The sequence below is a fragment of the Vreelandella titanicae genome, from assembly GCF_014697095.1.
GTDB lineage: Bacteria > Pseudomonadota > Gammaproteobacteria > Pseudomonadales > Halomonadaceae > Vreelandella > Vreelandella titanicae.
Genome location: NZ_CP059082.1, coordinates 1,404,288 through 1,428,262, shown reverse-complemented (window position 1 = coordinate 1,428,262; position 23,975 = coordinate 1,404,288). Strand labels below are relative to the sequence as shown.

Sequence of the window (23,975 nt, the reverse complement as noted above, 5' to 3'; positions counted from 1 at the left end):
TTGGCAATTTAGGCCAAGATTTGATTGCACAAACCAAGCTAAATGACTGCCTATGTAGACCAGCGTTAGCATGTATTATTCATGCCCATAAAGGTTGGCATCCTGATGTGCGTGATCAATATGCTCAAACTCTAAGCTGGAATGGACAATGTTGAAGCGCGTTTTTAACTGCTCTTTGATCTCTGTCTTAATCGACTCAAGCTGCTGCCAGCCTGCTTCCGTAATGACCACGTGGCAGTCAAGGGCGGCCATGTTTTCCTGCATCTGCCATAGGTGCACATGATGAATATCGTGGACACTTTCGACACCACGCACGGCTTCAATGACGAGTTGACCGTTAATATCTGGGGGAGAGCCCAGCATCAGTGTACGGATAGGCCCCCCAATCTCCGAAAAGGCGAGGTAAAGGATATACAGAGCAATACCTATCGTAATCGCAGGGTCTACCCAGCGCATGTCGTAGAGCAGAATTAATGAACCGCCGATAATCACAGCGATGGAGGCGAACGCATCAGACAGGTTATGCAGAAAAAGGGCGCGAATATTGACGCTACCTTTTTGCATTGACCAAGTAAGCATGGCGGTGAGGGCATCGACAACAAGAGCGACGCCACCGATGATAACGACCAACCAACCCTGGATCTCTGGCGGTTCAATCATGCGCATGGCGCCTTCGTAAATCAGATAGAGGCCAACGAGAATGAGCGTAGTGTAGTTAATCAGTGCTGCCACTATCTCGATTCGGCCATAGCCGAAGGTCATTTGCGCATCGGCGGGCCGTCTTGCGATCTTGCGCGCAGCAAAGGCAATAACAAGCGCTGCCATATCAGAAAAATTATGCAGCGCATCAGCGATCAGCGAGAGGCTGCCCGCCATAATACCGCCGACGATCTGGGCGATGGTTAATAAGCCATTTGCCCAAATGGAAATACTGACACGTCGGTCGCCAGAGGCAGGATCAATGTGGGGATGATCATGATGATGTCCCATATATAAACCTCGTTAAGTTTTTTCATTCCCGGTACTATAAAACCTCTAGTAACTAAAGCTTCAACCCCTGAATGTCGTCCGTTGGCACTCGCCCCGGGAGGGCAAAGCCTACCCTGGCGATGGCCGATACGCGCTTGTCATTACGGGAGTGACCTTTCCCCCAAAATTTCCAGAATTCTTTATCGTCCACTTCGCGATTGCTCTATAGTCGAGGAACGCTAACCGGATTATCCCTTGTCTATGACCGTTGACCTGCAAGCCCTTTACCCCAAACTGATTCACCTGATGCTGGACACCGTCTTCGTGGTCGATAAAGACAACCAGATCGTCTTCGTGAGTGATGCCTGTGAGTCGCTGCTCGGTTACCTTCCTCAAGAGTTGATCGGCACTCTAATCACGAACTACATGCACCCTGACGATTTAGCCGCAACGCGGGACTCCATTGTTCGTGTGATGAGCGGTAAGCCCCATATTGATTACCGCAACCGCTATATCCGCAAAGACGGCGGTATCGTGCATATCCTGTGGTCTGCCCGCTGGTACGAAGCAGAGGAAGTGCGGGTCGGTGTAGCGCGCAACGTCACAGCGCTTATGCAGGCCGAGGAAGAGTTACGCTACCTCGCCCACCATGATCCACTGACAAAGTTGACCAACCGAGCGCTCTTCTATGACCGCCTTACCTTGGGCCTGAGCATGGCCCATCGCTATCAGAACAACCTGGCATTGCTATTTCTGGATATTAACGACTTCAAAAGCATCAACGATATTCATGGACATGCGGCGGGTGACCGGGTGCTCTGCACGGTAGCAAGACGATTGGAAGGCTGTGTACGCGAGACGGACACGGTGGCCCGCATGGGCGGTGATGAATTCACGGTGCTGTTAACGGACATCAAGTCAGCGCACACTGTGACAGAAAAGGTGGAACAGATTCTCACGGTCATGAACGAGCCACTAGGCGCTGAATTCGGCGAGGTCAAAATGCCATCCTGCAGCATCGGCGTGGCCTGCTACCCCGCCGACGGGGAAGACGCCGATACCCTGCTGAGCCGTGCTGACAGCCATATGTATCAGATCAAAAGGCGCAGCCGTTAGCGGGTGATGAACCACCGAAGGAGATCGACTACAACAAGCAGCGGCGGCAGAGATGATCAGCCCGGAGGCTTTTGAAGCCCGGATAATCGCTTAAACCAATGTCTATCGTTGCTGGAGAAGAATGACAGAGCAAAGGACTGAGGAACGAACACCGTAGGTGCTTCACTTATTGATTGAGTTCCAGATTATAGCCAAGATGGTAGGAAGCCATTGGCTTCCCAACCTCTTTTTCCCTTAATATCCGATTAGCCATGCACTCGGTCGTCTTCTGCATAAATCGCAGTGTGAAGCTGACCGTAATCATCCCTCCACGCCCGATACATGCCAGGTGTATTGAAGCTCAACTGGGTTTTTCCATTCGGTGACACGGCGATAACGCCACCCTGTCCTCCTAACGTTTTTAGCTCCTGATGGACGACTTCGTCACAGGCCCTATGAAGATCGCGGCCAGCAAAGCGCATGCGGGCGGCTATGTCATGCCCTACTACAGCACGCATGAAGTATTCACCGTGCCCTGTCGCCGATATCGCTGCACTACGGTCGTCTGCCCAAGTGCCCGCGCCAATAATCGGCGTGTCGCCTATACGTGAGTAACGTTTATTAGTGATGCCGCCGGTCGATGTGGCGGCTGCGACATGACCATGGCTATCAAGAGCAACAGCCCCTACGGTGCCAAATTTATGTCCCGAGTTATCATTTACCACAGTTTCTTCAATATGGTGATCAGCGTGGCTTGGTTCGAGACTGGGGGCTGTTGAGCTAGAGCGGTTGCCCTGCCATTGACGACGGCGTAGCTCGGTATCAAACCAATCATTGGCTACTTGAGGCTGATTCTGCTCACGCAAGAAACGATCGGCGCCTTCTCCAGCCAACATGACATGATCACTGTGCTCCATAACAGCACGAGCTCCACGGATCGGATTACGGACATAATGAGCACCCGCAATGGCACCTGCACTCCGATCAGCTCCGTTCATTATAGCAGCATCCATTTCATGAATGCCGTCTGCAGTGAACACAGCACCTTTGCCTGCGTTGAACCAGGAACACTCTTCTAGCGACACGACACAGGCCTCAACTGCATCCAGACTGGTGCCACCTGCTGCCAGTATCCGGTGGCCAGCATCAATAGCTTGGCGCAAGGCCTCATGAATCGCGTCCTCATCCTGAGGCGACAACAAGCCGGGGGTTAGCACACCGGCGCCACCGTGAATCGCAATGGCGATAGGGGGCTTATTCATGCAGCAGTTACTCCATGGTCGAGAATCTGTGTCAGGAATCGCTTGGTACGGGCTGACTGAGGGGTATCAAAGAACTGCTGCGGTGGAGCTTCTTCAACGATTTCGCCCTGATCCATAAAGACAACACGGTCGGCGACGCGCCGCGCGAACCCCATTTCATGAGTGACGCACAGCATGGTCATGCCATCATTGGCAAGATCCACCATTACCTCCAGTACTTCAGCAATCATTTCGGGATCTAGTGCCGAAGTAGGTTCGTCAAAGAGCATTATTTTTGGCCGCATACACAATGCTCGAGCTATAGCGATACGCTGCTGCTGGCCACCTGAGAGTTGGCCAGGATATTTATTGGCGTGCTCTCGCATCTGAACACGATCCAGAAGAGACAGCGCATACTCAATCGCCTCCGCCTGGGGAACCCTCAAATTCGCAGTTTGAGGCAGCGTACAATTCTTGAGTACGCTCAAGTGGGGAAAAAGATTGAAATGCTGAAAACACATCCCGACGTTGCGCCGGATCCGTTGCAGGCGCTTACGGTTTTCATCCAGCGTTTCTCCTAGCACGGTCAGAGACCCTTGCTGATGCCGTTCCAACTGATTGACGCAGCGAATCAACGTTGATTTTCCAGACCCCGAAGGCCCACAAACCACAATACGCTCGCCACTGGTTACCTTGAGAGAGATGTTTTTTAGCGCGTGGAAGTCGCCATACCACTTGTTGAGATTGTCGATGCTAATCGCAGTAGTGTCGTGGTTAGCTGATACTGTGCTGCTGAATTGGGATGCAGTACTCATGAGCGACTCTTTTCCATTTGTTTTTCCAAATGTCGCGCGTAGCGAGACAACGTGAAGCAGATCGTAAAAAAGAATAAGGCTAGGAAGAGGTAGACCTCATGCTCGAGTCCGAGCCATTCAGGAGCTGCTGTGGTACTCATCGCGATACCGACGACATCAAGCACGCCGACCACCACGACGAGGGTGGTTTCTTTGAAGAGACCAATGAACTGGGTAAGCAATGGAGGTATGGTGTTACGTAAGACCTGCGGCAGAATGATCAGCCCCATCGTTTTCCAATAGGAAAAACCCAGGGCTTTTGCGGCTTCATATTGCCCACTTGGCATGCCCTGCAGGCCGCCACGAATGGTTTCTGCCATATAGGCCGCAGTGAACATAATCAACACGATCAGCACGCGCAGGAAAATGTCGATGGTCATCCCTTCGGGGAATAGCAGTTGGATCATGAGCGACGCCATAAACAGCAGCGTGATCACCGGTACCGAGCGCACGAGCTCGATATAAAGTACTGAAAGTAGTTTGATCACCGGCTTATTAGAGCGTCGACCGAGGGCAAGCAGAATCCCCATCGGCAGAGCGAATAGCATGCCGATTACGCCAAGAAATACGGTAACCAGAATCCCTGCAAATTTCGTTGAGGAGACCTCGGGCAGGCCAATACCACCCTTTAGAAGCCACCACATCAAAAACGGAAGAACGATTAGGTATCCCAACACCCAGCGGCGATCAATTTGCTTGATATACAGCAAAGGCAAGATTGCCGCTGCTAGACCGAACGCGATATTGACGCGCCAAATTTCGGTATCAGGATAAAACCCATAGACAAATAGCTCGATACGTTGTGTCACTGGTAGCCAGCAGGCTCCGCCACCGACACAATCGGCCTTGCTGTCGCCAACAAAGGTAGCGGAGAACAGCAACCAATCCAGTGCGAGCGGAGTGAACCATACCAATAGCGCCAATGTGATCAGGCTCAAACAAGACTGAAATGGAGTAGGGAAGAGTTGCGTCTTGATCCATCGAGTCACTTGATGCCCCAAAGGATGGTGAGGTGGTACTTGTACACCGCTATGACTTTGTGTAGCTGATACGGTCATCATCGCTCCTTAACCGTGGGTGCGCAGGCTGATGCGGTAGTTGTAAATATTCATCAGCAGCGATGTAATGAGGCTAATAGCGCAGTAGGTAGCCATCACTAAGGCAATGCATTCGATCGCCTGGCCAGTTTGGTTAAGCGTTGTGCCTCCCGTGGCAGACACTAACTCCATGTAGCCTACGACCACGCCCAAAGAAGAATTCTTAATGATATTGAGATAGGTGCTGGTGACTTGGGGAACCATTGGGTAAATTGCTTGGGGTACGATCAGACGCAGCATGGTAGGCATTTCAGAGAAGCCTAAGGCGCTGGCTGCTTCGTACTGGCCGCGTGAAACAGACTGAATCGAGCCCCGCACGATCTCGGCAATATAGCTCGCGCTATAAAAGGAGAGCGCTAACCAAAGAGCCAGTAGCTCGGGTGGTAAGTTGACCCCACCTGCAAAGCCAAAACCTCGCGAAACCGGCACATCCCATTGCCAGGAACTACCAGTAAAGAGGTATACGAGTATCGGAACTGCGATGGCACCGGCCAATATCGCTGGCCACACTGGAGGGCCAAATCCCTTCCATTGTAAACCTGCTCGATAACGTGCAATCAGTGCGTAACCGAGGACAGCGCCTCCGATGATAGACACGACTCCCCAGCCGACTAAAGAACCATCGGATGCCCATGCAACGGTCAACCCACGGTTGCTAAGAAAGGCACCATCCTGAAAAGAGATCGCTTGGCGAACATTAGGGAGGGCCAGCATAAGCCCGTACCACCAAATCAAATGCACAATGAGTGGCACGTTTCTGAGGAACTCAACTGCTAGGTGACTAAGACGCCCAAGCAGCCAATTTTCAGAAACGCGGCATACACCAAGGAAGACACCAATAATCGTCGCGAAAACAATACTCAATACTGAAACAAGTAATGTGTTGAGAAGCCCTACTGCATAAGCACGCAAATAGGTATCATTCGGGCTATAGTCAATCAGTTGGAAGCTAATCGCATAGCCAGCCCGCTCTTGAAGAAAACCGAATCCCGAGGCGATGCCTAAAGCATCAATATTCGCACTGGCATTAGTGATCAGCACATAGAAAGCAACAGCAACAACGGCTAACACAATACACTGCTGTAATGCGCTGAGTACGCGGGCGTTATGAACAATCTTGGTCCACATAAGTGTTACCTGTTGTTAGGCCGTGTGATGACGAAATAGCAGTTGAGACATGAGAGGCAAGACAAGGGCGGCCTGATAGCCTTATTGTTCGAACGCCCCAGTCAGTCAATGCCTACTAAGTAGGCACAGAGTTATCGAACGGGAGCAGCGTAGAGGATGCCATCATCGCTCCACAGACGATTAAGCCCGCGCTCGAAATTCAGTGGAGTATCGGGACCGACATTGCGATTGAAGATCTCTTCATAGTTCCCGACCTGTTTGATGGCCTGGTATGCCCATGCATCATCCAGCCCGAACTTCTCTCCAATATGACCATCGCTGCCAAGCAGCCGCGCAACGTTGGGGTTGTCAGAATTATTGCGCATTTCTTCGACATTCTCTGACGTCACGTCGAGCTCTTCAGCATTCATCAATGCGAAGGCTGTCCAGGTAACAATATCGCGCCATTGAGCATCACCCTGAGGGACATAAGCACCCAAAGGCTCCTTTGAGATGGTTTCGGGTAGAAGGGTAAAGGCATCTGGATCAGCAAACTGTGTTCGCCTTGACGCAAGGCCACTCATATCGTTGGTGATGGCATCACAGCGGCCATGCTGAAAGGCGTTATACAATTCAGTGCTCTTCTCGATCACCACAGAGCTATAACTCATGTCGCGACGACCAAAGTAATCCTCAAGATTTTGCTCGGAGGTAGTGCCGGGAGAAAGGCAGAAGACAGCCCCATCGAGCTCTTCGATAGTGCTAACACCGAAGTCGGCATGCGTCATTACACCTTGGCCGTCATAAAACCAAGGTGTTGTGAAATCAACCCCGAGGTTGGCGTCACGCGAAGCTGTCCAGGTAGTAGCGCGAGCCAGCACATCCACCTCTCCTGAGGCGAGTGCAGTAAATCGGTTTTTCGCCGTAGTGATCACGAAATCGACCTTACTGGCATCACCGAGTACCGCTGCGGCCACGCTGCGACAGAGATCGACATCCATCCCACCCCATTCACCGTCATCTGTTAGATGAGAGAAACCTGCCTTATCGCTGCTGACACCACAGCGCAGTGTGTCGCGGGATTTCACATCTTCGAGCAGACTTGCTTGAACGCTGCCCATCATGGAGATACCAACACTTAGAACACTGTAGACTGCACATTTTTTCAATAAGAGTGTTTTTTTCATATCTTTATCCTTGTTTCGTCAAGATTTTAATCTGACTTATTATTGATATTGCTTTGTTTCTTCTCGATAACTCTACTCCCCCTAAGAATCGCTCGCGAGTGCTGACTGATCGCCATTCTTGCACCCAGTATCTAATATACGGATAGTCTAATATTAAAGATGCCCGCTAATCTGGCACACTAGCTACCAGTTCCAGTGCAGTTCTCAAGTAATATTGGTTAGCAATTTTATTGAACTTCCGCATATGGCTTACAAACAGAGACTGCTATCCCTAAGGTCTATCTGGAGACGACATGGACATTACTTGGTACCAAGATTTTCTAGCACTTGCGGAAACGGGCAAGTTCACAGCTGCTGCAAGCTTAAGGCAATGTTCACAATCTACTTTAAGTCGCAGAATTCAGTTGCTGGAAAATCACCTAGCCACACAGCTTTTTGATCGACGTGTCACACCTATTCGCCTGACCCCATCTGGTAAAGCGCTCACGCCTACTGCGTCTGAGTTAGTACGGCTTTCTCAAGAATGCGAACAGAGTGTAAGAGTACTTGACCACCCTTTGACCTTTGCATCGTTGCATACGCTTGCCTGCAACTTCTTTCCACAATGGATATCTCAGTACTCCACTCTAGACGAACCATTATTTACACGGATCGATACAGGGCATAAAAGTACCGAGAATTATTACATGTCACTTGTGTCTGGGCGCAGCGACTTTATTCTGTTCTACCGTGACATTGAATCGGAGCGGTATTTTCAGCGCGATGACTTTGAAGTGCTCTCGCTAGGAACAGAAGAGCTTTATTGGGTAGGCACACCGGAGATGGCCAAATTGTGCCAACAGTCTCATGGCACTATTCCTTGGCTCACTTATGCCAGATCGGCTCAATTACATGAATTATCGCGACCTCAAGTAGCTCGGCATCCTGAACCAAATCGCCTAAAAAGAACCTTCGAAGCTACTGTATCAGAAGCGCTCAAGCCTATGGTTTCGTTAGGGATGGGCATCGCCTGTATGCCACATAACATGATAGCTCCTCTAGTCGAGGAAGGCCGGTTGGTTAGACTATACCCCGATATGCCCTCGAATCATTTAGAGATAATTTTGGTGAGATGGCTAGGTAATCATGATGCAACTGCTGATACTTTCTGGAAGCGTCTTAGCAGCAATTAGTATCGATGACGACCTTGGCGTGATGAGGGCTGGTGAACCAACGCTCGTTCAGACATTCATCTCGAAACCGCCCGTTGAACGATGCGATGTGGGCGTTATGATTGATTTTTCCAGACTCAATTAAAAACAGTGCAACGTCACGCTGATGAGCCCACGTCAACATAGCGCGCCCACAGAATTCCTTTCCATCATCTGTACGAATGGTGCTAGATGGCCCACGCTACACAGCCAGTTGATCCAGAATCTGCGTTAATGACAGCCCATAGCATGCTCGGGCACGATGGCCATGCTTCATGGGTATCGTCGTCGACAACGGTTAAGTTCTTTATCCCTCGTACTTCAGCGGTACGGTCAAATACAAAATCTATTGATCAGACCTGATCAAAGCACAAGAACCTACGAACAGCCATTACGGCTTTATACTACTGCGATAGGGTAGCTATCAGATTACGACCCGTGTGAGGCTTAGCATCTACATCCCCCCAGCACCGCCGAGGAGAATCACTGCATTAGTAAAGTTAAATTTGCGAGCCCGCTCACTACCACTAATATTAGAAGGCGCCGTCCGAATCACTGCACGGAACTAAGGTGTTGTGGTTGCTTGCTGGGGTAGGTGCCCATAGGCCTGCACCCACATGAATTGCTTTAGAGCACTCTATCGGGCAGCAGAGGAAAGCCTCTATAGCCTATGTGGTCATCAGTCGCCCTACGCTTATGCTCGGCTTCTAGTTGAGCGGAGCTAAAAAATAAAGGGAAATGGGAATGTTAAAAAACAGCTATTTAATCTCTCGTTCGACCGCCACGGCTCTTTCTCTGCTGCTATCTTCCTCGGCTTTGGCGGATGAGGTGTACAGCGAGACAGCAACCGGTATGGTCGAAGCCGCTGTTCAAGCGATCTGCGAGGGTGATAAAGAAAGACATCTTTCAATGCACCAGCGGAAAATTGAACCCGATCTATATTATGAGGAAAAATTCTCTGCCTTCCATACAGCATGCAGAGATAACGGTATAGCAGATATTGAAACGACATCTGATTTTGATGATGCATTAATGCAAGAGCAAAAGCGTCGATTTCACATTGATGCAAACATCGTCATGGGAGACGGGTCTGTGTACGCAACCACGTTTCGAGTGATTTGGGGGTCGTTCAACGTGCCAGAGGGTAGCAACTCAGTCGAGGCGTGGAGATTGGGCGGCCTTAGTAGAGTAGAAGTACCTATCCTCAGGGAAGACCTGTCGCGAAATTAACGGATGGCTGATGGACTTACTCGTAGCACATCGCTTAAATAATTTTTCGCTCACTGAGCGGGCTCAGTGAGCGTTTTAAAGGGTAACTTTGCCAAGCTGGCGTTGTCACCACTAATAAAAATTAGTCTTATTGCGCGATTTCTTTCACAACCCAACTGACCACTTCTTCATTACCAAATTCAGCCTTCCACTCCTGGATAACTTTGTGATTCCCGCCACGGGTTTCTACTACCTCACCAGTGTGTGGGTTCTTGTATACCTTCAAGGGACGTTTTTTACGCCCATCTGTGCTGCTGGTGCTTACCTTTCCAGCTTTTGCTGGTTTAGAGCGGTAAGATGGGTCAAGCATTTCACATACGTCGCGCGCTAATTTTCCGTGCTCAGTCATAAGTGCTTGTAGTCTTTCTTTGAATTCAAGCTCTGCTTTTAGCTCACTGTTGTTTTCCAGCGCTTGCAGCTCTTCCTGCAGCTGCTTTAACATCTGTTCTTTTTTGAGATAGTTACTCAGTACCGACGCCATAGTCTAAATTCCTATATTTTTAAAATTTAAGGTAACCCTTAAACATATATCTTACGCATTATAGCTTTAATATAGCCATTGAGAAAAGGAAAGCTCAATTTTGATCACTGGGTATGGGGCGCGCCAGTTGGCCACACCCCAAAAAGGGCCTGCGAGAAATCGCAGGCCCCTCTTAAAAGTGGGGACGCTGGAGCCAAAGGTAACCAGCCTCCTAATCGTTATCCGGTAGTGAGAGTGTCCCACTAAGACTCTATCCACGCTAGTTGCAACTCCCCAGTGCCAAATGCTGGGAATACTACTAGGAAGTTGCCAATGCATTCCACAAAGTTGTGGGGTGTATCACTCTCCTACTCAAAGTATCGGTAAAACCGTTGAATCCCTATATTCGAGCCATACCCGTTTAAGCGTCCTGCTCTCGGGACAGGGCTCATTTCGGAGCATGCTTCAAAGCGATCAGCAGCGTGGGAACACCGATGAGCGCCGAAATAGACATGACCGACCAGGGATCAAAATGGTCAACGATAACTCCTCCGACCAATGCGCCTGCTGCAATCGCGCCGTTATAGGCGGAAACGTAGAGCGAAGATGGCGCTTCGGGACCGTTAAGGTGTGCGGCAGCCTTAAACACCCACGTCTGCATCAGCACCGGCAAGGCCGTGTAGGCCGCCCCCAGACCAGAAGCAGAGCGATAGCAAGCGCATGGTTCGTACCTGCGAAACTCAGCGCGGCGAGACTGCCGATCAGCAGCACCATTGTCGCGAAAAGTGTGGGTCGGTAACCGAGTGACATGATTGGAGCAATGCCGAAATTACTGATCAGTCCCGCGGCTCCATAGGCAAGCAGCAGGCCGCCAATCCATGCTCCCTGTTAGCCACAATGTGGACAGCTTTGGTTATCGCACAGACATGCTCCCCAAAGGGCTGGATATCAACAAAGAGAGCTGGAGCTGGTTGATGGGCATAAGCGTTAATATCAAAGTGCTTGCGCCAGGTAAGTGGCCAGTAACCCTAAAGGCGAATGCGGCCCAGGTGATCGCGCATTACTAGGGCCTGTTGACGTTTCATCAGCGTAGCGGGGACGGCTCGGGCAAGTGCGATATTGTATCTACGACTTCCGTAATGACGGCTATTCTCGATAAACACCAAACTCTCCCGCAACTTCCGCCAGCTTATTGTGTAACGCTGTCAGTAGCTCGGCCTTGGCCGAACTGGCGCGATGGATCATGCCAATTTGTCTGAAGACTTGGGGCTCACCGAACGGCAATGTCAGCATGTCGCGACCGTTCTCGCGCACCGCGACATTTGGCACGATGCTGGCACCAAGGCCCGCGGCCACGCACTCCACGATGGCTGGCACGGTGTCGATCTCAGCGATGTCCTGCACCGCTATGCCTAGCCGGGCCAGCTCGTTGTTGATCATTGCGCCCAGCGGCACGTTACTGCCAAAGCGCACGAAGGGCAACGTTTCCAGCAACTGCTGAACCGGCATCGGCGGTGTTCCGGGCGGCGCTATCACCACTAACGGCTCGCGTATGAACGGCGACCACAAGAGATCGCGCGACACGCCGGAGTGCTCGGCGACCACCGCCACATCCAGCCGGTCGGCGTTGACATCACTGATCAGCGTCGAAGACATGCCCACTCGTAGGTTTACGTTCAGCTCGGGGAACTCCTGTCGCAGTGCCACGATGGCACGTGGCAGTAGGCCGATAGTACTGGTGCGCACCGAGCCAATATTGAGCGTACCCGTTATCTGCTTCCCGGACAGAACGCCACGCGTTTCATCCACCAAGGCCAGAATCTGTTTAGCCGTTTCAAGCATTTTCAGCCCCTGGAGGTTGAGGCTAGGAGGGCGGGAGTCACGATTGAACAGCTTGGTATCCAGTTCCTGCTCAAGCGAATGGACCTGTTGGCTAACAGCGGAAGGGGTCAAATTTACAATCAAGGCCGCCCGCGCGAATGTGCCATGCTCAGCGATCGCTACGAATGTTCGTAGTTGGCGAGTGTCCATAAACCCTCCTTAAATGAAGAAATGCTTAACATAAAGGCAAATTTTATTCGCTTTTGTATAAAAAATCTTCCTGTATTCTAAAAATCAATTCGAAAGCAGTCGCCTGTGATGCTACGCCGATCAGTGTCCGGCTGCCCTCGTTACAACAGGGAGGATCTGATTTGGCACTACAACCTTTGATTCTAATAACAGGCCCCGACCTTGCCCCCACTGCAAAGCAAATGGCCGAAGACGCTGGCTATACCCTTGTTCACACACCCCCCTATCCATCTGAGGAGGTACTCGCTGACTTCCTCAAACAGTACGACCCGGTTGGGGTCGTGTCTCGAATGGGGCAATTTGGTGCCGGTGCTGTCGCAGCAGGGAAATCGCTGCGCGTTATCTCCAAGCATGGCGCAGGCGTCGACAATATCGACATCGATGCAGCAACCCAACATGGTATCCAAGTCATCCGGGCGGCAGGTGGCAATGCAGTTTCTGTTGCGGAACACACGGTTGCTCTAATGTTCTCGACGATCAAACGTTTGCTGCCACTGGATGCAGGCATGCGGGCAGGACGCTGGGAAAAGGCGGGATTCCTCGGTCGAGAATTATCCGGCATGCGTTTAGGTCTAGTGGGTGGCGGCGCCATCGCTGCCGCCGTAGCGAAGCTGGTGAAAGGCATGGATCTCGACGTGCTCGTCTACGACCCCTATGCCTCGGTGGACGCCATCGAAGCTATGGGCGCACGCCGCGCCGAACGCATCGAGGACCTGCTCCGCCAATCGGACATCGTCAGCCTGCACTGCCCCCTTACCGAAAGCAATACGCACATGCTTAACGCCGCGATGCTCGCCCTGATGCCGGCCGACAGCTACGTCATCAATACTTCTCGGGGTGGTCTGATCGACGAGGCGGCCCTGCTTGCCGCCCTAGAGAGTGGGCATATCGCAGGCGCAGGACTAGACACTTTCGAACAGGAGCCGCCATTGGACGTGAACGCTCTGGCCGCGTCTGAGCGAGTCATTCTCACGCCCCATATCGCAGGCGTCACCAAAGAAGCTGGCAAGCGCGTCGGCGAACTGGCGGTAAGCGGTATCGTGGACTTCCTCGCTGGAGAAACCCTACCGAAAGCCCGCTTGGTCAACACCCTAGCCTGAACGCACCATCTTTAATGTTGAGTCACATGACGGAGTAATGCCATGACAGTCGGAAATAGAGTTCTTCAGCGCCAGCGCCGTGTCGACGACGACCTCGTTAAGGCGTTCGCAGTACTGCCCGTAGCGGTGGTCAGCGATAGCATGTCCCGCGTCTTCGCCGGTGGCCCAGACCTTCGCCCGATGCATCGCGCTGGCAATTTAGCCGGGGTCGCCCTTACTGTTCGTACGCGCCCCGGTGATAACCTGATGCTGCACAAGGCCATCGACATGGCCCAGCCCGGTGACGTCATCGTCTGCGATGCCGGAGGGGACACCACCAATGCCCTGATGGGTGAGTTAATGCTGGCTTACGCGGTCAAGAAAGGCGTTGCGGGTTTCGTGCTCAACGGTGCGCTGCGCGACCTGGACGGCTTTCGCGATACCAACCTGCCGACCTTCGCCGTGGGCGTCACGCATCGCGGCCCATACAAAAACGGGCCAGGTGAGATCAATACTCCGATCAACCTTGGCGGGATGGTTATCGAGCCGGGCGACCTAATTCTGGGTGACGCCGATGGCGTGCTGGCCGTTCCCTACGCTGATGCCGAGACAGTGCTAAAAGCCGCCCAAGCGAAACAGGCCTCCGAAGAGAAGCAAATGGTCGCCATACATACTGGCGAGAACGACCGCACCTGGGTCGATAAGGCTTTGGAAATGACGGGCTGCAGCCTCCTGCGAGGCTGAGTTTGCACCTGCCCAAAGCCGCCGCCCCGCTGGCAAACGCTCGGCTTCGCGCGTACTTGGCGGGTAACGCGGCTTCGGCTGTTGGCACCTGGGCGCAACGTGTGGTGCTGCTATGGCTCGCCTGGGAGATGACACAGTCGAGCTTCATGCTAGGGCTAATGGCAATGGCGGACCTGCTGCCATCAATGGTCGTGGCTCCCTTTGCAGGCACATTGGTCGATAGACAAGACAAAATTCGCCTAGCCCTGTGGCTGCAGCTTCTCTCAATAGCGCCGCCTTGCATTATGCTGATTGCCATAATGGCCGAGCTTGTCAGCCCGACAATGTTGCTAATCGTGGCTGGATTAACTGGCATCCTGAACGGATTCGATCATCCAACGCGTATGGTCGTTGTCGGTAGCATCGTCCCTAAAGAAGATGTGCCTGGAGCGATAACGATCAACTCCATGGTGTTTAACCTTGCGCGGATGTTAGGTCCAGCCGCCGCCGGCATGGCGCTAACGCTGGAAGCACTTTGGTCGGTCTTCTTATTTAACACAATTAGCTATTTGCTCTTTGCACTGATACTAGCGCGGCTTTCCCAATCAGAAAATACTAACCAAAGGCGAGGGTCTGAGGGACTGGAAGGGTCGACGGAAGGCAAACTCAGCCACTCAACATGGTCAGCGGTAATACATGCACTGACTGGACATCACAAGCTCTTGCTGCTGTTCTTCGCCCTTCTAGCGCTATGTTATAGGCCTATTTTCGAATTATTACCGGCTTTTGCCGGTCAGGTCGTTATTGGAGAAGCAGCAAGAGCAAAGGCCTTCTCTTTGATGACATCAGCTCAAGGGCTCGGTGCGATAGGCGGTGGGTTGATGACCTCCTTCTTACTAACAAAAGGCTCTCCTCTCTCACTGGCCATAGGCTTCGGACTATCGGCAATATTGGCATGCGGATTATTTCTGATTAGCCATGTGTTATGGGCAGGATTATTAACCCTCGCCTGTTTGTCAGGAGCCATCCTGGCCAATGGTGTGTGTACGCAAGTTGTTCTGCAGACACAGGTGCCAGAGTCGGTGAGAGGAAAAGTGCTGTCACTCTATACAATGATCTTTCGAGGCCTACCAGCGATGGGGGCTATGGTAGCCGGACTAATCGCCGAGAATACATCCAACCGCGTCATCTTCGGCTTGAGCAGCCTACCAATAGTAGCAATGTTGCTTGTGCTGCTAGTGGCTCTAAACAAGGATCGAAAAAAGCTGAGTGACTCATAGCCCTTGAATCTGCAGAAGACTTCAAATCAATAACGTTCATAGATACGTTACTATTATGGGTTACTAGATAATCTGTAAAACCTCATCATTTTCCTCTTTTGATACAGATTGGCGGAGTTCGATTCGGCGCGCTTCCCGTTCCAAGATTGTCTCCCCCCCGATACAGTCGTATAGGTTGATATCGCCTCAGGTACGTTTGCATCTTTTTGCTACGCCATGCCAATAAACTACCACTAAAGCGGCATATACAAGTCTATAAAAACACGAATTTTTAATAAAGAAATTCTTCATACTTCTTCAAGAAAAACGCGCTTTATACAGAAACTCTTTTCATGTTCCACTTCTGCTAGAAACACGCTTACCAATGGCTTAGATGCCCGTGGTTCGCGTCTTTTCGATCATAGATCAACATCTAACAACATGCGCTGTACCGCCAGTTCCTCGAACGGTAGAGACATAACAACGATTAATGAGGTATCGATATGAAAGCCTTCAAGCCCTCTTTGGTAACTAGCCTACTCATCATGGGTATAGCCACGACAGGTGCTGCTCAAGCCGCTGATTGGACCGGCTACACCTATTCGTCGGTTTCCACTACCGCGGCAGTAAAGGGAATGCAGCGCATCATAGACCGTACTGAAGCTGAAACCGAAGACCTGTCGATCACGCTGCATTTGGGAAAGACACTGCAGATTGCCTCCAGCGATATTACCCAGGCGGTCGGTAATGGCTTTATCGATTTCTCGGCTGATCTCTTTTTTTCCGGCAATGTGCCCATAGCGCGTATCCTCAATCTGCCAATGCTGATCCAGAACGATGAGGAGTGGGATAAAGCCTACGCGGCCATGTCTCCCTATCTCACGCAAGGCTTCGCCGAGCAGGATGTTACCTTTCTGGGCGCTTATCGCTACCCTCAACAAGTCATTTTCACCTCGTTCGAGATCGACTCCCTCGACGATCTCGAAAGTCATAAGATCCGCGTGACCTCGCCCGAGCAGGGTGCCTTCGTCGAGGCCTTCGGGGGCTCACCGATCACCCTATCCGGCTCCGAGGTTCCAACTGCCCTGGAGCGCGGCGTAATTGATGGTGTGCTAACAGCCAGTGCGGGCGGTGCAAAAAACTGGCACGAGTTCCTCGACTACAACTACCGATTACCGGTGAACTACGCCTATAGCGCCATTATCGCCAATACCAACGCCTACGAGTCCCTGAACGAAGCCGATCGCGAAACCTTCGCCACCATCATCAGAGAGGAGGCTTCTAACATCACCGAGGCCTTCCTTCTAGACGAGCAGGCCCAAAAGGAATCTCAGGGGGACGCTGGCATGACCATTGTTGAAGCAAGTGACGCAGAGATCGTCAAGGCCCAGGAAGCCCTCGCCCCCTTCTGGCAGGAATGGGCCAGCGAAGCCGGTCCTGAGCATGAACAGGCACTGCAGGATGTGCTCACAGCGCTCGGCAAGTAATTGATCTTTCAGAGGATCTCAACATGTCTGCCTCCCAACATGAAACAAGAAAAGGGCCGGCCTCCGCCGGCCCCATCTTTGACGTACTCTCCGCTATTGTGCGCATTCTCGCTAGCGCTGGGCTAATAACGCTAACGGTATTGGTCGTCGCCGAGATCGGATCACGGTTGCTTTTCAACAGTTCCCTACATGTAGTGGAGGAGCTCTCCGGCTACTTGGTTATCGCCACCACTCTGTTCGGCGCTAGCCTAGCAATCAGGAACAATGCATTGTTTCAGGTCGGTTTTATATACGAAACCTTGCCGCCTCGGGTCAGACAGGTGCTTGGTCTGGTGTACGTCGCGCTAGCCATGGGCATCTGCGGTGTGCTCGCCTGGCACTCCTTCCTGCTCGTCATGAGTTCGTTCGCACGCGGCAACGTGGCGCCCACCGCCCTGATGACACCGCTTTGGATCCCGCAGATGCTGCTGCCTGTGGGCCTGTCCGTGATGACCCTATTCCTGTTAGAACGTGCCTTGCTGCAACTAGGCATCGGAGGACAGCGCTGATGGATGCAATCATTGCCTTTTCCGTCTTGCTGCTACTGATCCTAGGCGGTCTTTGGGTGCATTTCGCTGTAGGAGCCGCGGCCCTTGGGTATCTTTGGCTGATGAAGGGATTTGCTGGCTGGAATGCCCTTGGAATGGTTAGCTGGGGGGCATCCAACAGCTTCACTCTAGCCGCCATTCCGCTGTTCATCTTGATGGCGGAAATCCTGCTCGGCAGCGGCCTGAGTGGCCGTCTCTATAACGGCATCGCACCCTTCATGCGCCGCCTGCCGGGCGGACTGCTACATACCAACATCATAGGCAGCGGCATCTTCGCCGCCGTCGCTGGCGGCAGCGCTCCCACAGCCGCAGCCATGTCGACTGTAGCCCTGCCAGCCCTATCCGCACGGGGCTACCAGAAGCGTATCATCGCAGGCTCACTGGCCGCCGGTGGCACCCTGGGCATATTGATTCCACCCTCGATCACCATGATCATCTACGCCACCTTCACCGAAACCTCCATCGCCAAGCTGTTCGCGGCCGGGCTGGTGCCCGGTATCCTGCTGGCTGGCTGCTATAGCCTGTTTATTGCCGCGCGCTCGCTACTCAACCCCTCGCTGGTGCCACGCGACACCACCCAGTTGCGGCTTTCCGATTACCTGAAGGCGGCGCTGGATGTCGTGCCATTCATGATATTGATCAGCTTCGTACTGGGCAGTATCTATTCGGGCATCGCTACGCCTACCGAGGCCGGTGCTGTTGGCGTAGTTGGGGCAGTAGTGATCGCTGCCGCCTACCGCAGGCTCAGCTTGAGCATATTGCGCAAAGCCATCTCACGTACCCTGGTGATGAGCGGCAATGTTCTGTTTATCGTCTTCATTTCGATGATTTTCGCCTACGCCACCGCGCTATCCGGCGTCGGCGAGGATCTGGTTAGCTGGGTGTCCGAGGCGGACATGTCGCCGTTCGTTTTTCTAATGATCTTGCTGGTCACCTTCGCCATCCTCGGCTGCTTTATGGAAGGTCTAGGCATGATCGCGATCATTGTACCGGTCATCTTTCCAGTGCTGATGGCGATGAATATCGACCCAGTGTGGTTTGGCGTGTTCGTGGTCATCCTGGTCGAGCTCGGCCAACTGACGCCGCCACTGGGCATTATCCTGTTCGTGGTCGCCAGTTCGGACCCCACCGTTAAAGTCGAAGACGTCGTCATGGGTGTGCTGCCCTTCTTCCTGATCATCCTGGCCTTCCTGGTTCTGCTGATCTGGTTCCCCGATATCGCCCTGTGGCTCCCAACCACGACCTTTGGAGGTTGAACATGGCATTCCCCCACCCCGACCCGATACTGATTGAGGCCGAGGTTTTCACCACACTGCCGACGTCACTGAGAAGATCCGGCCAACGCTCTTACTGGGCGGATCGCAACCGGCGCGGGGCGGTGGTCGACAGCTTCATTGAGGGCCCATCCTTCGATCTTGAGGGCAACCTGTGGTTCGTTGATATTCCCTTCGGTCGGGTCTTTCGCGCCTCACCTAACGGCGCCGTCGAGCAGATCACCGAGTACGAAGGCCAACCCAATGGCCTGAAGATCAATACGGGCGGGCACATCTACATTGCCGATTTTCGTAACGGCATCATGCAGTTGAATCCGAACACCGGCGAAGTGATCACCGCGCTGGGCGATGCTGACACCGAGGGCTTCAAGGGCTGCAACGACCTGCACTTCGGCCCCGACGGCTCGCTGTACTTCACCGACCAGGGCCAAACCGGCTTGCAGGATCCCTCTGGCCGTGTCTACCGCTGGCACCCGGACAGCGGTCGGCTGGACTGCCTTATCGACAAAGTGCCGAGCCCCAACGGGCTGGTGCTCGATAAGGCTGGCCATGCACTCTATGTGGCGGTAACCCGTGCCAATGCTGTCTGGCGTCTGCCGATCTCGGACAGCGGACGCGTGGTAAAAGCGGGGCTATTCCTGCAGTTTTCCGGCGGCCGTGCGGGCCCGGACGGTCTGGCGCTTACCAAGGATGGTGGCGTGGTGGTCTGTCAGACCGGCATGGGACTGGTTTGGGTACACGATGCGCTCGGTGTGCCAATCGCCGTGGTGAGATCCCCTCGTGGGCTCGGCACCACCAACTGCGCCTTCGGCGGGCCGGAAGGCCGTACACTCTTCATCACCGAGTCTGACACCGGCACTATTCTGCGCGCTGAGCTGCCCGTCGGCGGCTTTCCCATGGCTTCCGGCTGGGGTATGTGATGCTGACGACGAAGCCGCAGCCCTACGACAGCTTCCTTGCCTCCTGTTCCACGACCCAGCGGAATCACCAAGACAGTGACGATGCCGCCAACGAGCGACCCTGGCGCCGACGCCCCGTCGTAGACTCACCGAACCCGCCGCCGCGGCCGGACTGGCTCACCCAGGTTCGGGAGCCCTCGCTGGCTCCGGATCAGAAGATCGTCGATGCCCATCACCACCTTTGGGATCGCCGAGGCTTTCGCTATCTGCTTGAGGAGTTCACCGACGACATCGGCGACAGTGGCCATTGGGTGACTGCCTCGATCTACATCCAGTGCCGGACGATGTATCGCGCGAGCGGCCCCGAGGCCTATCGATCCGTCGGTGAGATCGAGTTCGTTCGCGGCCTCTCCGCTCAGTCGCGTAGCGGCCACTACGGGCCCACCGACGTGGCAACGGCCATCGTTGGCTATGCCGACCTACTGATGGGGGCCAGCGTCGCGCCGGTGCTCGAGGCGCTGATGGAGGCTGGCGGCGGGCGCTTTCGCGGTGTGCGCATGCCCGTCGCGGCGCATCCCGACCCCACCGTTCGTTCCAACCCCGTGCCAGCACCGGAGGGGCTGATGGTCAGCAAGCCCTTCGTCGAGGCAGCACGGCAGCTGTCCCGCCTCGGCCTGTCGTTGGATATATGGGCCTACCAAACCCAGCTCGACGAGGTAGCAACCTTGGCCCGCCGCCTGCCCGAGCTGACCATCGTTCTCGACCATGCTGGAGGGCCTCTGGGCGTCGGATCCTATCCCAGTCCTCATAGTGACCATAACTCGATCCATCGCCAGGCCTGGCGCGACGGTTTGGCGCGACTGGCCGAACTCCCCAATGTGATGCTCAAGATCGGCGGCTTTGGCATGCCGATCATGGGCTTCAGCTTCAACACAGGAAAGACGCCACCGAACTCACAGCACCTTGCCGATGCCATCGCCCCCGACGTGGACGCCTGCATTGAGCGCTTTACACCATCGCGCTGCATGTTGGAGAGCAACTTTCCTGTCGATAAGGGCAGTATCTCCTACGGCGTGCTGTGGAATGCCTATCACCGACTCACCGCCTCCTGGAGCCAGGAGGAACGCAACGCCGTGTTTCACGACACGGCTACACGGGTCTACCGGCTACCCGCCGGTTCATGACCTAACTAACCGCGCCGTTAATGAGCCATGCCCGCAAGTTCAACAACAAGATCGGAGTACGCCAACATGAAACAACGTTTTTTAAGCTTGTCCCTCGCCGCTGTCGCGTCGACTTCCCTCCTGGTCGGCACCAGCCTCGCTCAAGCCGACTATCCCGACAAACCGATCAACTTGGTGGTCGGCTACTCCGCCGGGGGCGGCACGGACGTCATGGCCCGCACAGTCGCCAAGTATCTGGAGGAGCAGTTGGGCGACGGCGCCACGGTGGTGGTTAAGAACATGCCTGGCGCGGGCGGCCAGATCGGATTTTCGGCGCTAGCCTCGGCCAGTCCAGACGGCTACACGATTGGCACCATGAATCTGCCAGCTGCCCTGGCGCTGACCTATGACCGCGAGGCTGACTACGACGTGGACAGCTTCACCTGGCTGGCCAACTTCGTCTCCGACCCTAATACCCTAGTGGTGCCGAAAGACTCTGACATCGCCTCGGTGGAAGACCTGATCGCGTACGCCAGGGACGTCCAAGGCAAGATGCCGGTGGGCCTGTCCTCGCTAGGCGGCAACGACCATTTCTCCGCTATCCAGTTCGCCGAGGCGGCCGACATTGAACTAAACTACGTACCGTTTAATGGCGCAGCCCAGGCGCGCAGCGCACTGATGGGCGGGCACGTGGCCATGGGCACCATGGCATATAGCCAGACGGTGGGCTTTGAAGATGAGCTACGCGTACTGGCCGTGCTGGCTGACGAGCGCCTGGAACAAGCCACCAACGTGCCGACGGCGAAGGAGCTCGGCTTCGATATCGAAATGGGCTCGTTCCGCGGCTTGGCGGCACCGGCCAACCTACCGGTTGACATCCGCTCTGCTCTGCTGGGCGCCCTTGAGGATGTGGCCGAGGACATCAACTTTAGCTCCGACATGGCACAGCAGGGCAACCCGCTGAGCGTCATCTATGGGGAAGACTATCGAGCCCTGGCCGAGGCCCAGGATGAGTTGGCGCGGCGCACCTGGGAAGAGACGCCCTGGAAGTAATCTTATTTAACAGACCGACGCGAGGCACTGCTGTCCCGCGCCGGTTTATCTCTATTTCATCCCCCCGGCGCACCAGCCTCACTCAATACATAGTCACACTGAATTACTCCCACTCCCCCCGACCATAGTCGTAAGCCCTTTACTGGCCGTTCGTCATAGCATTAGCGGCCAACCCCGATGACATGGGCTTTATCGCCTATCCTCCCCATAGATACAGAAAAACTTACCACACAGTTAAACATTATTCGCTTTAATCAAGTAATTCTGTACTGTTCACTGCACTAGACAGGCTTTGCCATTTAGACCATCCGTGAATGTAAACGGGAGTACAACAATATGCTCACTAAGTTTTCAACCATCGCCGCCACTCTCTGCCTCGCAAGCATTACCTCGGCTCAGGCCCTCGCCGACTATCCAGAGAAAAAGATAGACCTGATCGTCGGCTATGCGGCAGGTGGTGGAACCGACGTAATGGCCCGCACCGTTGCGCCTTTCCTTGAGCAGTATCTTGGCGACGACGCTACCGTCGTAGTAAAGAATATGCCCGGCGCCAGCGGCCAGATCGGTGTAACCGCCACGGCCCAGGCCGATCCCGATGGTTACACTATCGGCACCTACAACCTGCCCGGCATGATGGCCCGCACCCTTGACCGCGACGCCGACTACGACGCCGATAGCTTCACCTACCTGGCCAACGTGGTAGACGATCCCAACGTGATCGTCACACCTAAGAGCAGCGACATCGACAGCATGGAAAAACTGGTCGCTGCAGCCCAAGAACGTGATGGCGCCATCACCGTCAGCATGTCAAGCCTCGGCGGCGATGATCACTTCTTCCTTATTCGGCTCTCCGAGGAGACCGACGCTGACTATACCATCGTTCCCTTCTCAGGCTCCGCGCCAGCACGTAGTGCGCTTATGGGCGGTCATGTCGCAATGGGGATCATCAACTTATCGGAGGTGGTTAACTTCCGTGACGAGCTAAATGTGCTGGGCATTGCCACCAACGAACGTTCTGAACTACTGGAAGGTGTGCCGACCTTTACCGAGCAAGGCTACGATCTTGTCAACGGTTCGCTGCGTGGGTTTATTGCCCCCTCCGGCCTGCCGGAAGAGGTCGAGGCCAGCCTGATTAGTGCCTTCGAGAAGACTTACGAGGATCCAAAATTCCAAGAGGCGATGCTCAAATCTGGGAATCCTATCAGTCTGACGACAGGCGATGATTTTCAAGCACTGAACGCAGAGCAGCTTGAACTGGCCGAGCGTGTTTGGGAATCCTCACCCTGGAAATAAAGTGATTGGCCGGGGTGTTCGATCACCCCGGCTGGCCATAACCAGCCCCCTTCGTCACGCCCCGTCACTGAATAAACGTCCCCTCCACCATGTCGCTCGACTCGCTTGGTGGTAGACGCTCTACGAGCAAGCCAGCCAGAGAATAGAACATGAAACAAACCACTTCAGGGCAAGGACCTCATCCCGACCTCATCACCGGTATCGCCATCATCGTTGTCGCAGGGTTTCTTCTGCTACGCACACCCGACATGCCGACCATGAGCTCGTTGCTGCCAATAACAATGCTGAGCACGCTAATCGGGCTCTCTGTATTAATGATCTTACGGGTTTTCGTCGCTACTCGAAGCGAGCGTTTTAAAGCCCCGCGACACCAAATATTCGAGAATTTGCCGCGCTTTTTCGGCATCGTCGTGGCCATTGGGCTCTACGTGGCCAGCGTGAGCTTGATCGGCTTTTACACAACCACCGCGGTTATGGTGCCTTTGGTGGCATGGAGCTTCGGCTATCGGGATATCAAGCGGTTGCTGCTGGCGGATCTGATATTCACCGGAGGCTTGGCAATAATTTTCGCCTTGCTGATGGGTCAGGATCTCCCCACTGAATTCTTCATGCGCTGAAA

At 53.9% G+C, this 23,975-nt stretch carries 24 protein-coding genes and 1 pseudogene; 15 read left to right on the top strand and 10 right to left on the bottom strand.

Annotation, left to right across the window (positions count from 1 at the left end; genetic code table 11):
* Window positions 1–75: 75 nt before the first annotated feature.
* Entirely contained in the window at window positions 76–990 is a 915-nt protein-coding gene (locus HZS52_RS06750; RefSeq protein ID WP_190374384.1) for a cation diffusion facilitator family transporter, read from the bottom strand.
* Between the two features lie 240 nt (window positions 991–1,230).
* On the opposite strand from HZS52_RS06750, the gene HZS52_RS06745 reads away from it, so the two are divergent.
* The gene (locus HZS52_RS06745; RefSeq protein ID WP_190374877.1) at window positions 1,231–2,085 is read left to right on the top strand and encodes a sensor domain-containing diguanylate cyclase; all 855 of its coding nucleotides are present in this window, start codon (window positions 1,231–1,233) and stop codon (window positions 2,083–2,085) included.
* Window positions 2,086–2,330: 245 nt separating this feature from the next.
* On the opposite strand, the gene HZS52_RS06740 is transcribed toward HZS52_RS06745, so the two are convergent.
* From HZS52_RS06740 to HZS52_RS06720, 5 genes are all read right to left on the bottom strand, one after another.
* Window positions 2,331–3,326, bottom strand: a complete 996-nt coding sequence (locus HZS52_RS06740; RefSeq protein WP_027958390.1) for an isoaspartyl peptidase/L-asparaginase family protein — start codon at window positions 3,324–3,326, stop codon at window positions 2,331–2,333.
* Window positions 3,323–4,120, bottom strand: a complete 798-nt coding sequence (locus HZS52_RS06735; protein ID WP_027958391.1) for an amino acid ABC transporter ATP-binding protein — start codon at window positions 4,118–4,120, stop codon at window positions 3,323–3,325. The genes HZS52_RS06740 and HZS52_RS06735 overlap by 4 nt, the downstream gene beginning before the upstream one ends.
* Complete coding sequence (locus HZS52_RS06730) at window positions 4,117–5,217, bottom strand: amino acid ABC transporter permease (protein ID WP_223828073.1); 1,101 nt, start codon at window positions 5,215–5,217, stop codon at window positions 4,117–4,119. Before HZS52_RS06730 ends, HZS52_RS06735 begins: the two co-directional genes overlap by 4 nt.
* Window positions 5,218–5,226: 9 nt before the next feature.
* Window positions 5,227–6,384, bottom strand: coding sequence for an amino acid ABC transporter permease (locus HZS52_RS06725; protein WP_027958393.1), 1,158 nt, complete (start codon window positions 6,382–6,384; stop codon window positions 5,227–5,229).
* 131 nt (window positions 6,385–6,515) lie between these two features.
* Window positions 6,516–7,550 carry an amino acid ABC transporter substrate-binding protein gene (locus HZS52_RS06720; RefSeq protein WP_190374383.1) on the bottom strand — a complete coding sequence of 345 codons (1,035 nt, stop codon included), beginning with the start codon at window positions 7,548–7,550 and terminating at the stop codon, window positions 6,516–6,518.
* A 293-nt stretch (window positions 7,551–7,843) separates the two neighbouring features.
* On the opposite strand from HZS52_RS06720, the gene HZS52_RS06715 reads away from it, so the two are divergent.
* On the top strand, window positions 7,844–8,722 hold the full coding sequence (locus HZS52_RS06715; protein WP_190374382.1) for a LysR family transcriptional regulator: 879 nt from the start codon (window positions 7,844–7,846) through the stop codon (window positions 8,720–8,722).
* Here the strand turns inward: HZS52_RS06715 and HZS52_RS24350 are convergent.
* Window positions 8,721–9,093, bottom strand: a pseudogene (locus HZS52_RS24350) (integrase core domain-containing protein); the annotation flags it as partial. The gene HZS52_RS06715 and the pseudogene HZS52_RS24350 sit on opposite strands and share 2 nt — an antisense overlap.
* 391 nt (window positions 9,094–9,484) lie before the next feature.
* Between HZS52_RS24350 and HZS52_RS06705 the strand changes: the two are divergent.
* Complete coding sequence (locus HZS52_RS06705; protein ID WP_022521385.1) at window positions 9,485–9,970, top strand: hypothetical protein; 486 nt, start codon at window positions 9,485–9,487, stop codon at window positions 9,968–9,970.
* A gap of 127 nt (window positions 9,971–10,097) precedes the next feature.
* Here the strand turns inward: HZS52_RS06705 and HZS52_RS06700 are convergent, their stop codons facing one another.
* Both HZS52_RS06700 and HZS52_RS06695 read right to left on the bottom strand, forming a co-directional pair.
* Window positions 10,098–10,490, bottom strand: a complete 393-nt coding sequence (locus tag HZS52_RS06700) for a histone-like nucleoid-structuring protein, MvaT/MvaU family (protein ID WP_027958395.1) — start codon at window positions 10,488–10,490, stop codon at window positions 10,098–10,100.
* A 427-nt stretch (window positions 10,491–10,917) separates the two neighbouring features.
* Entirely contained in the window at window positions 10,918–11,142 is a 225-nt protein-coding gene (locus tag HZS52_RS06695) for an MFS transporter (RefSeq protein ID WP_190374381.1), read from the bottom strand.
* A gap of 205 nt (window positions 11,143–11,347) precedes the next feature.
* Between HZS52_RS06695 and HZS52_RS06690 the strand changes: the two genes are divergently transcribed.
* Complete coding sequence (locus tag HZS52_RS06690) at window positions 11,348–11,536, top strand: hypothetical protein (protein WP_039857510.1); 189 nt, start codon at window positions 11,348–11,350, stop codon at window positions 11,534–11,536.
* 79 nt (window positions 11,537–11,615) lie between these two features.
* Here the strand turns inward: HZS52_RS06690 and HZS52_RS06685 are convergent, their stop codons facing one another.
* Window positions 11,616–12,500 (bottom strand): LysR family transcriptional regulator, encoded by an 885-nt coding sequence (locus tag HZS52_RS06685; RefSeq protein WP_041157235.1) that lies wholly within the window; start codon window positions 12,498–12,500, stop codon window positions 11,616–11,618.
* Between the two features lie 161 nt (window positions 12,501–12,661).
* Here HZS52_RS06685 and HZS52_RS06680 point away from each other — a divergent pair, with 161 nt between their 5' ends.
* The 11 genes from HZS52_RS06680 to HZS52_RS06630 all read left to right on the top strand — a co-directional run bounded on the left by HZS52_RS06680 (window position 12,662) and on the right by HZS52_RS06630 (window position 23,973).
* Window positions 12,662–13,639, top strand: a complete 978-nt coding sequence (locus HZS52_RS06680) for a hydroxyacid dehydrogenase (RefSeq protein WP_223828072.1) — start codon at window positions 12,662–12,664, stop codon at window positions 13,637–13,639.
* A gap of 42 nt (window positions 13,640–13,681) precedes the next feature.
* Window positions 13,682–14,362, top strand: coding sequence for an RraA family protein (locus HZS52_RS06675; protein WP_138800734.1), 681 nt, complete (start codon window positions 13,682–13,684; stop codon window positions 14,360–14,362).
* 2 nt (window positions 14,363–14,364) lie between these two features.
* Complete coding sequence (locus HZS52_RS06670; RefSeq protein ID WP_027957848.1) at window positions 14,365–15,621, top strand: MFS transporter; 1,257 nt, start codon at window positions 14,365–14,367, stop codon at window positions 15,619–15,621.
* 482 nt (window positions 15,622–16,103) lie between these two features.
* Entirely contained in the window at window positions 16,104–17,087 is a 984-nt protein-coding gene (dctP, locus tag HZS52_RS06665; protein WP_200890205.1) for a TRAP transporter substrate-binding protein DctP, read from the top strand.
* Between the two features lie 23 nt (window positions 17,088–17,110).
* The gene (locus tag HZS52_RS06660) at window positions 17,111–17,635 is read left to right on the top strand and encodes a TRAP transporter small permease (protein ID WP_039857514.1); all 525 of its coding nucleotides are present in this window, start codon (window positions 17,111–17,113) and stop codon (window positions 17,633–17,635) included.
* Complete coding sequence (locus HZS52_RS06655; RefSeq protein WP_190374380.1) at window positions 17,635–18,930, top strand: TRAP transporter large permease; 1,296 nt, start codon at window positions 17,635–17,637, stop codon at window positions 18,928–18,930. The genes HZS52_RS06660 and HZS52_RS06655 overlap by 1 nt, the downstream gene beginning before the upstream one ends.
* Window positions 18,931–18,932: 2 nt before the next feature.
* A complete protein-coding gene (locus tag HZS52_RS06650; RefSeq protein ID WP_190374379.1) occupies window positions 18,933–19,868 on the top strand; it encodes an SMP-30/gluconolactonase/LRE family protein in 936 nt (311 codons plus the stop codon).
* The gene (locus tag HZS52_RS06645; protein ID WP_141440437.1) at window positions 19,868–21,031 is read left to right on the top strand and encodes an amidohydrolase family protein; all 1,164 of its coding nucleotides are present in this window, start codon (window positions 19,868–19,870) and stop codon (window positions 21,029–21,031) included. Before HZS52_RS06650 ends, HZS52_RS06645 begins: the two co-directional genes overlap by 1 nt.
* 210 nt (window positions 21,032–21,241) lie before the next feature.
* A complete protein-coding gene (locus HZS52_RS06640) occupies window positions 21,242–22,063 on the top strand; it encodes a tripartite tricarboxylate transporter substrate binding protein (RefSeq protein ID WP_223828071.1) in 822 nt (273 codons plus the stop codon).
* 336 nt (window positions 22,064–22,399) lie between these two features.
* The gene (locus tag HZS52_RS06635; protein ID WP_190374378.1) at window positions 22,400–23,356 is read left to right on the top strand and encodes a Bug family tripartite tricarboxylate transporter substrate binding protein; all 957 of its coding nucleotides are present in this window, start codon (window positions 22,400–22,402) and stop codon (window positions 23,354–23,356) included.
* A gap of 149 nt (window positions 23,357–23,505) precedes the next feature.
* Window positions 23,506–23,973, top strand: coding sequence for a tripartite tricarboxylate transporter TctB family protein (locus HZS52_RS06630; RefSeq protein WP_190374377.1), 468 nt, complete (start codon window positions 23,506–23,508; stop codon window positions 23,971–23,973).
* The last annotated feature ends 2 nt before the right edge of the window (window positions 23,974–23,975 follow it).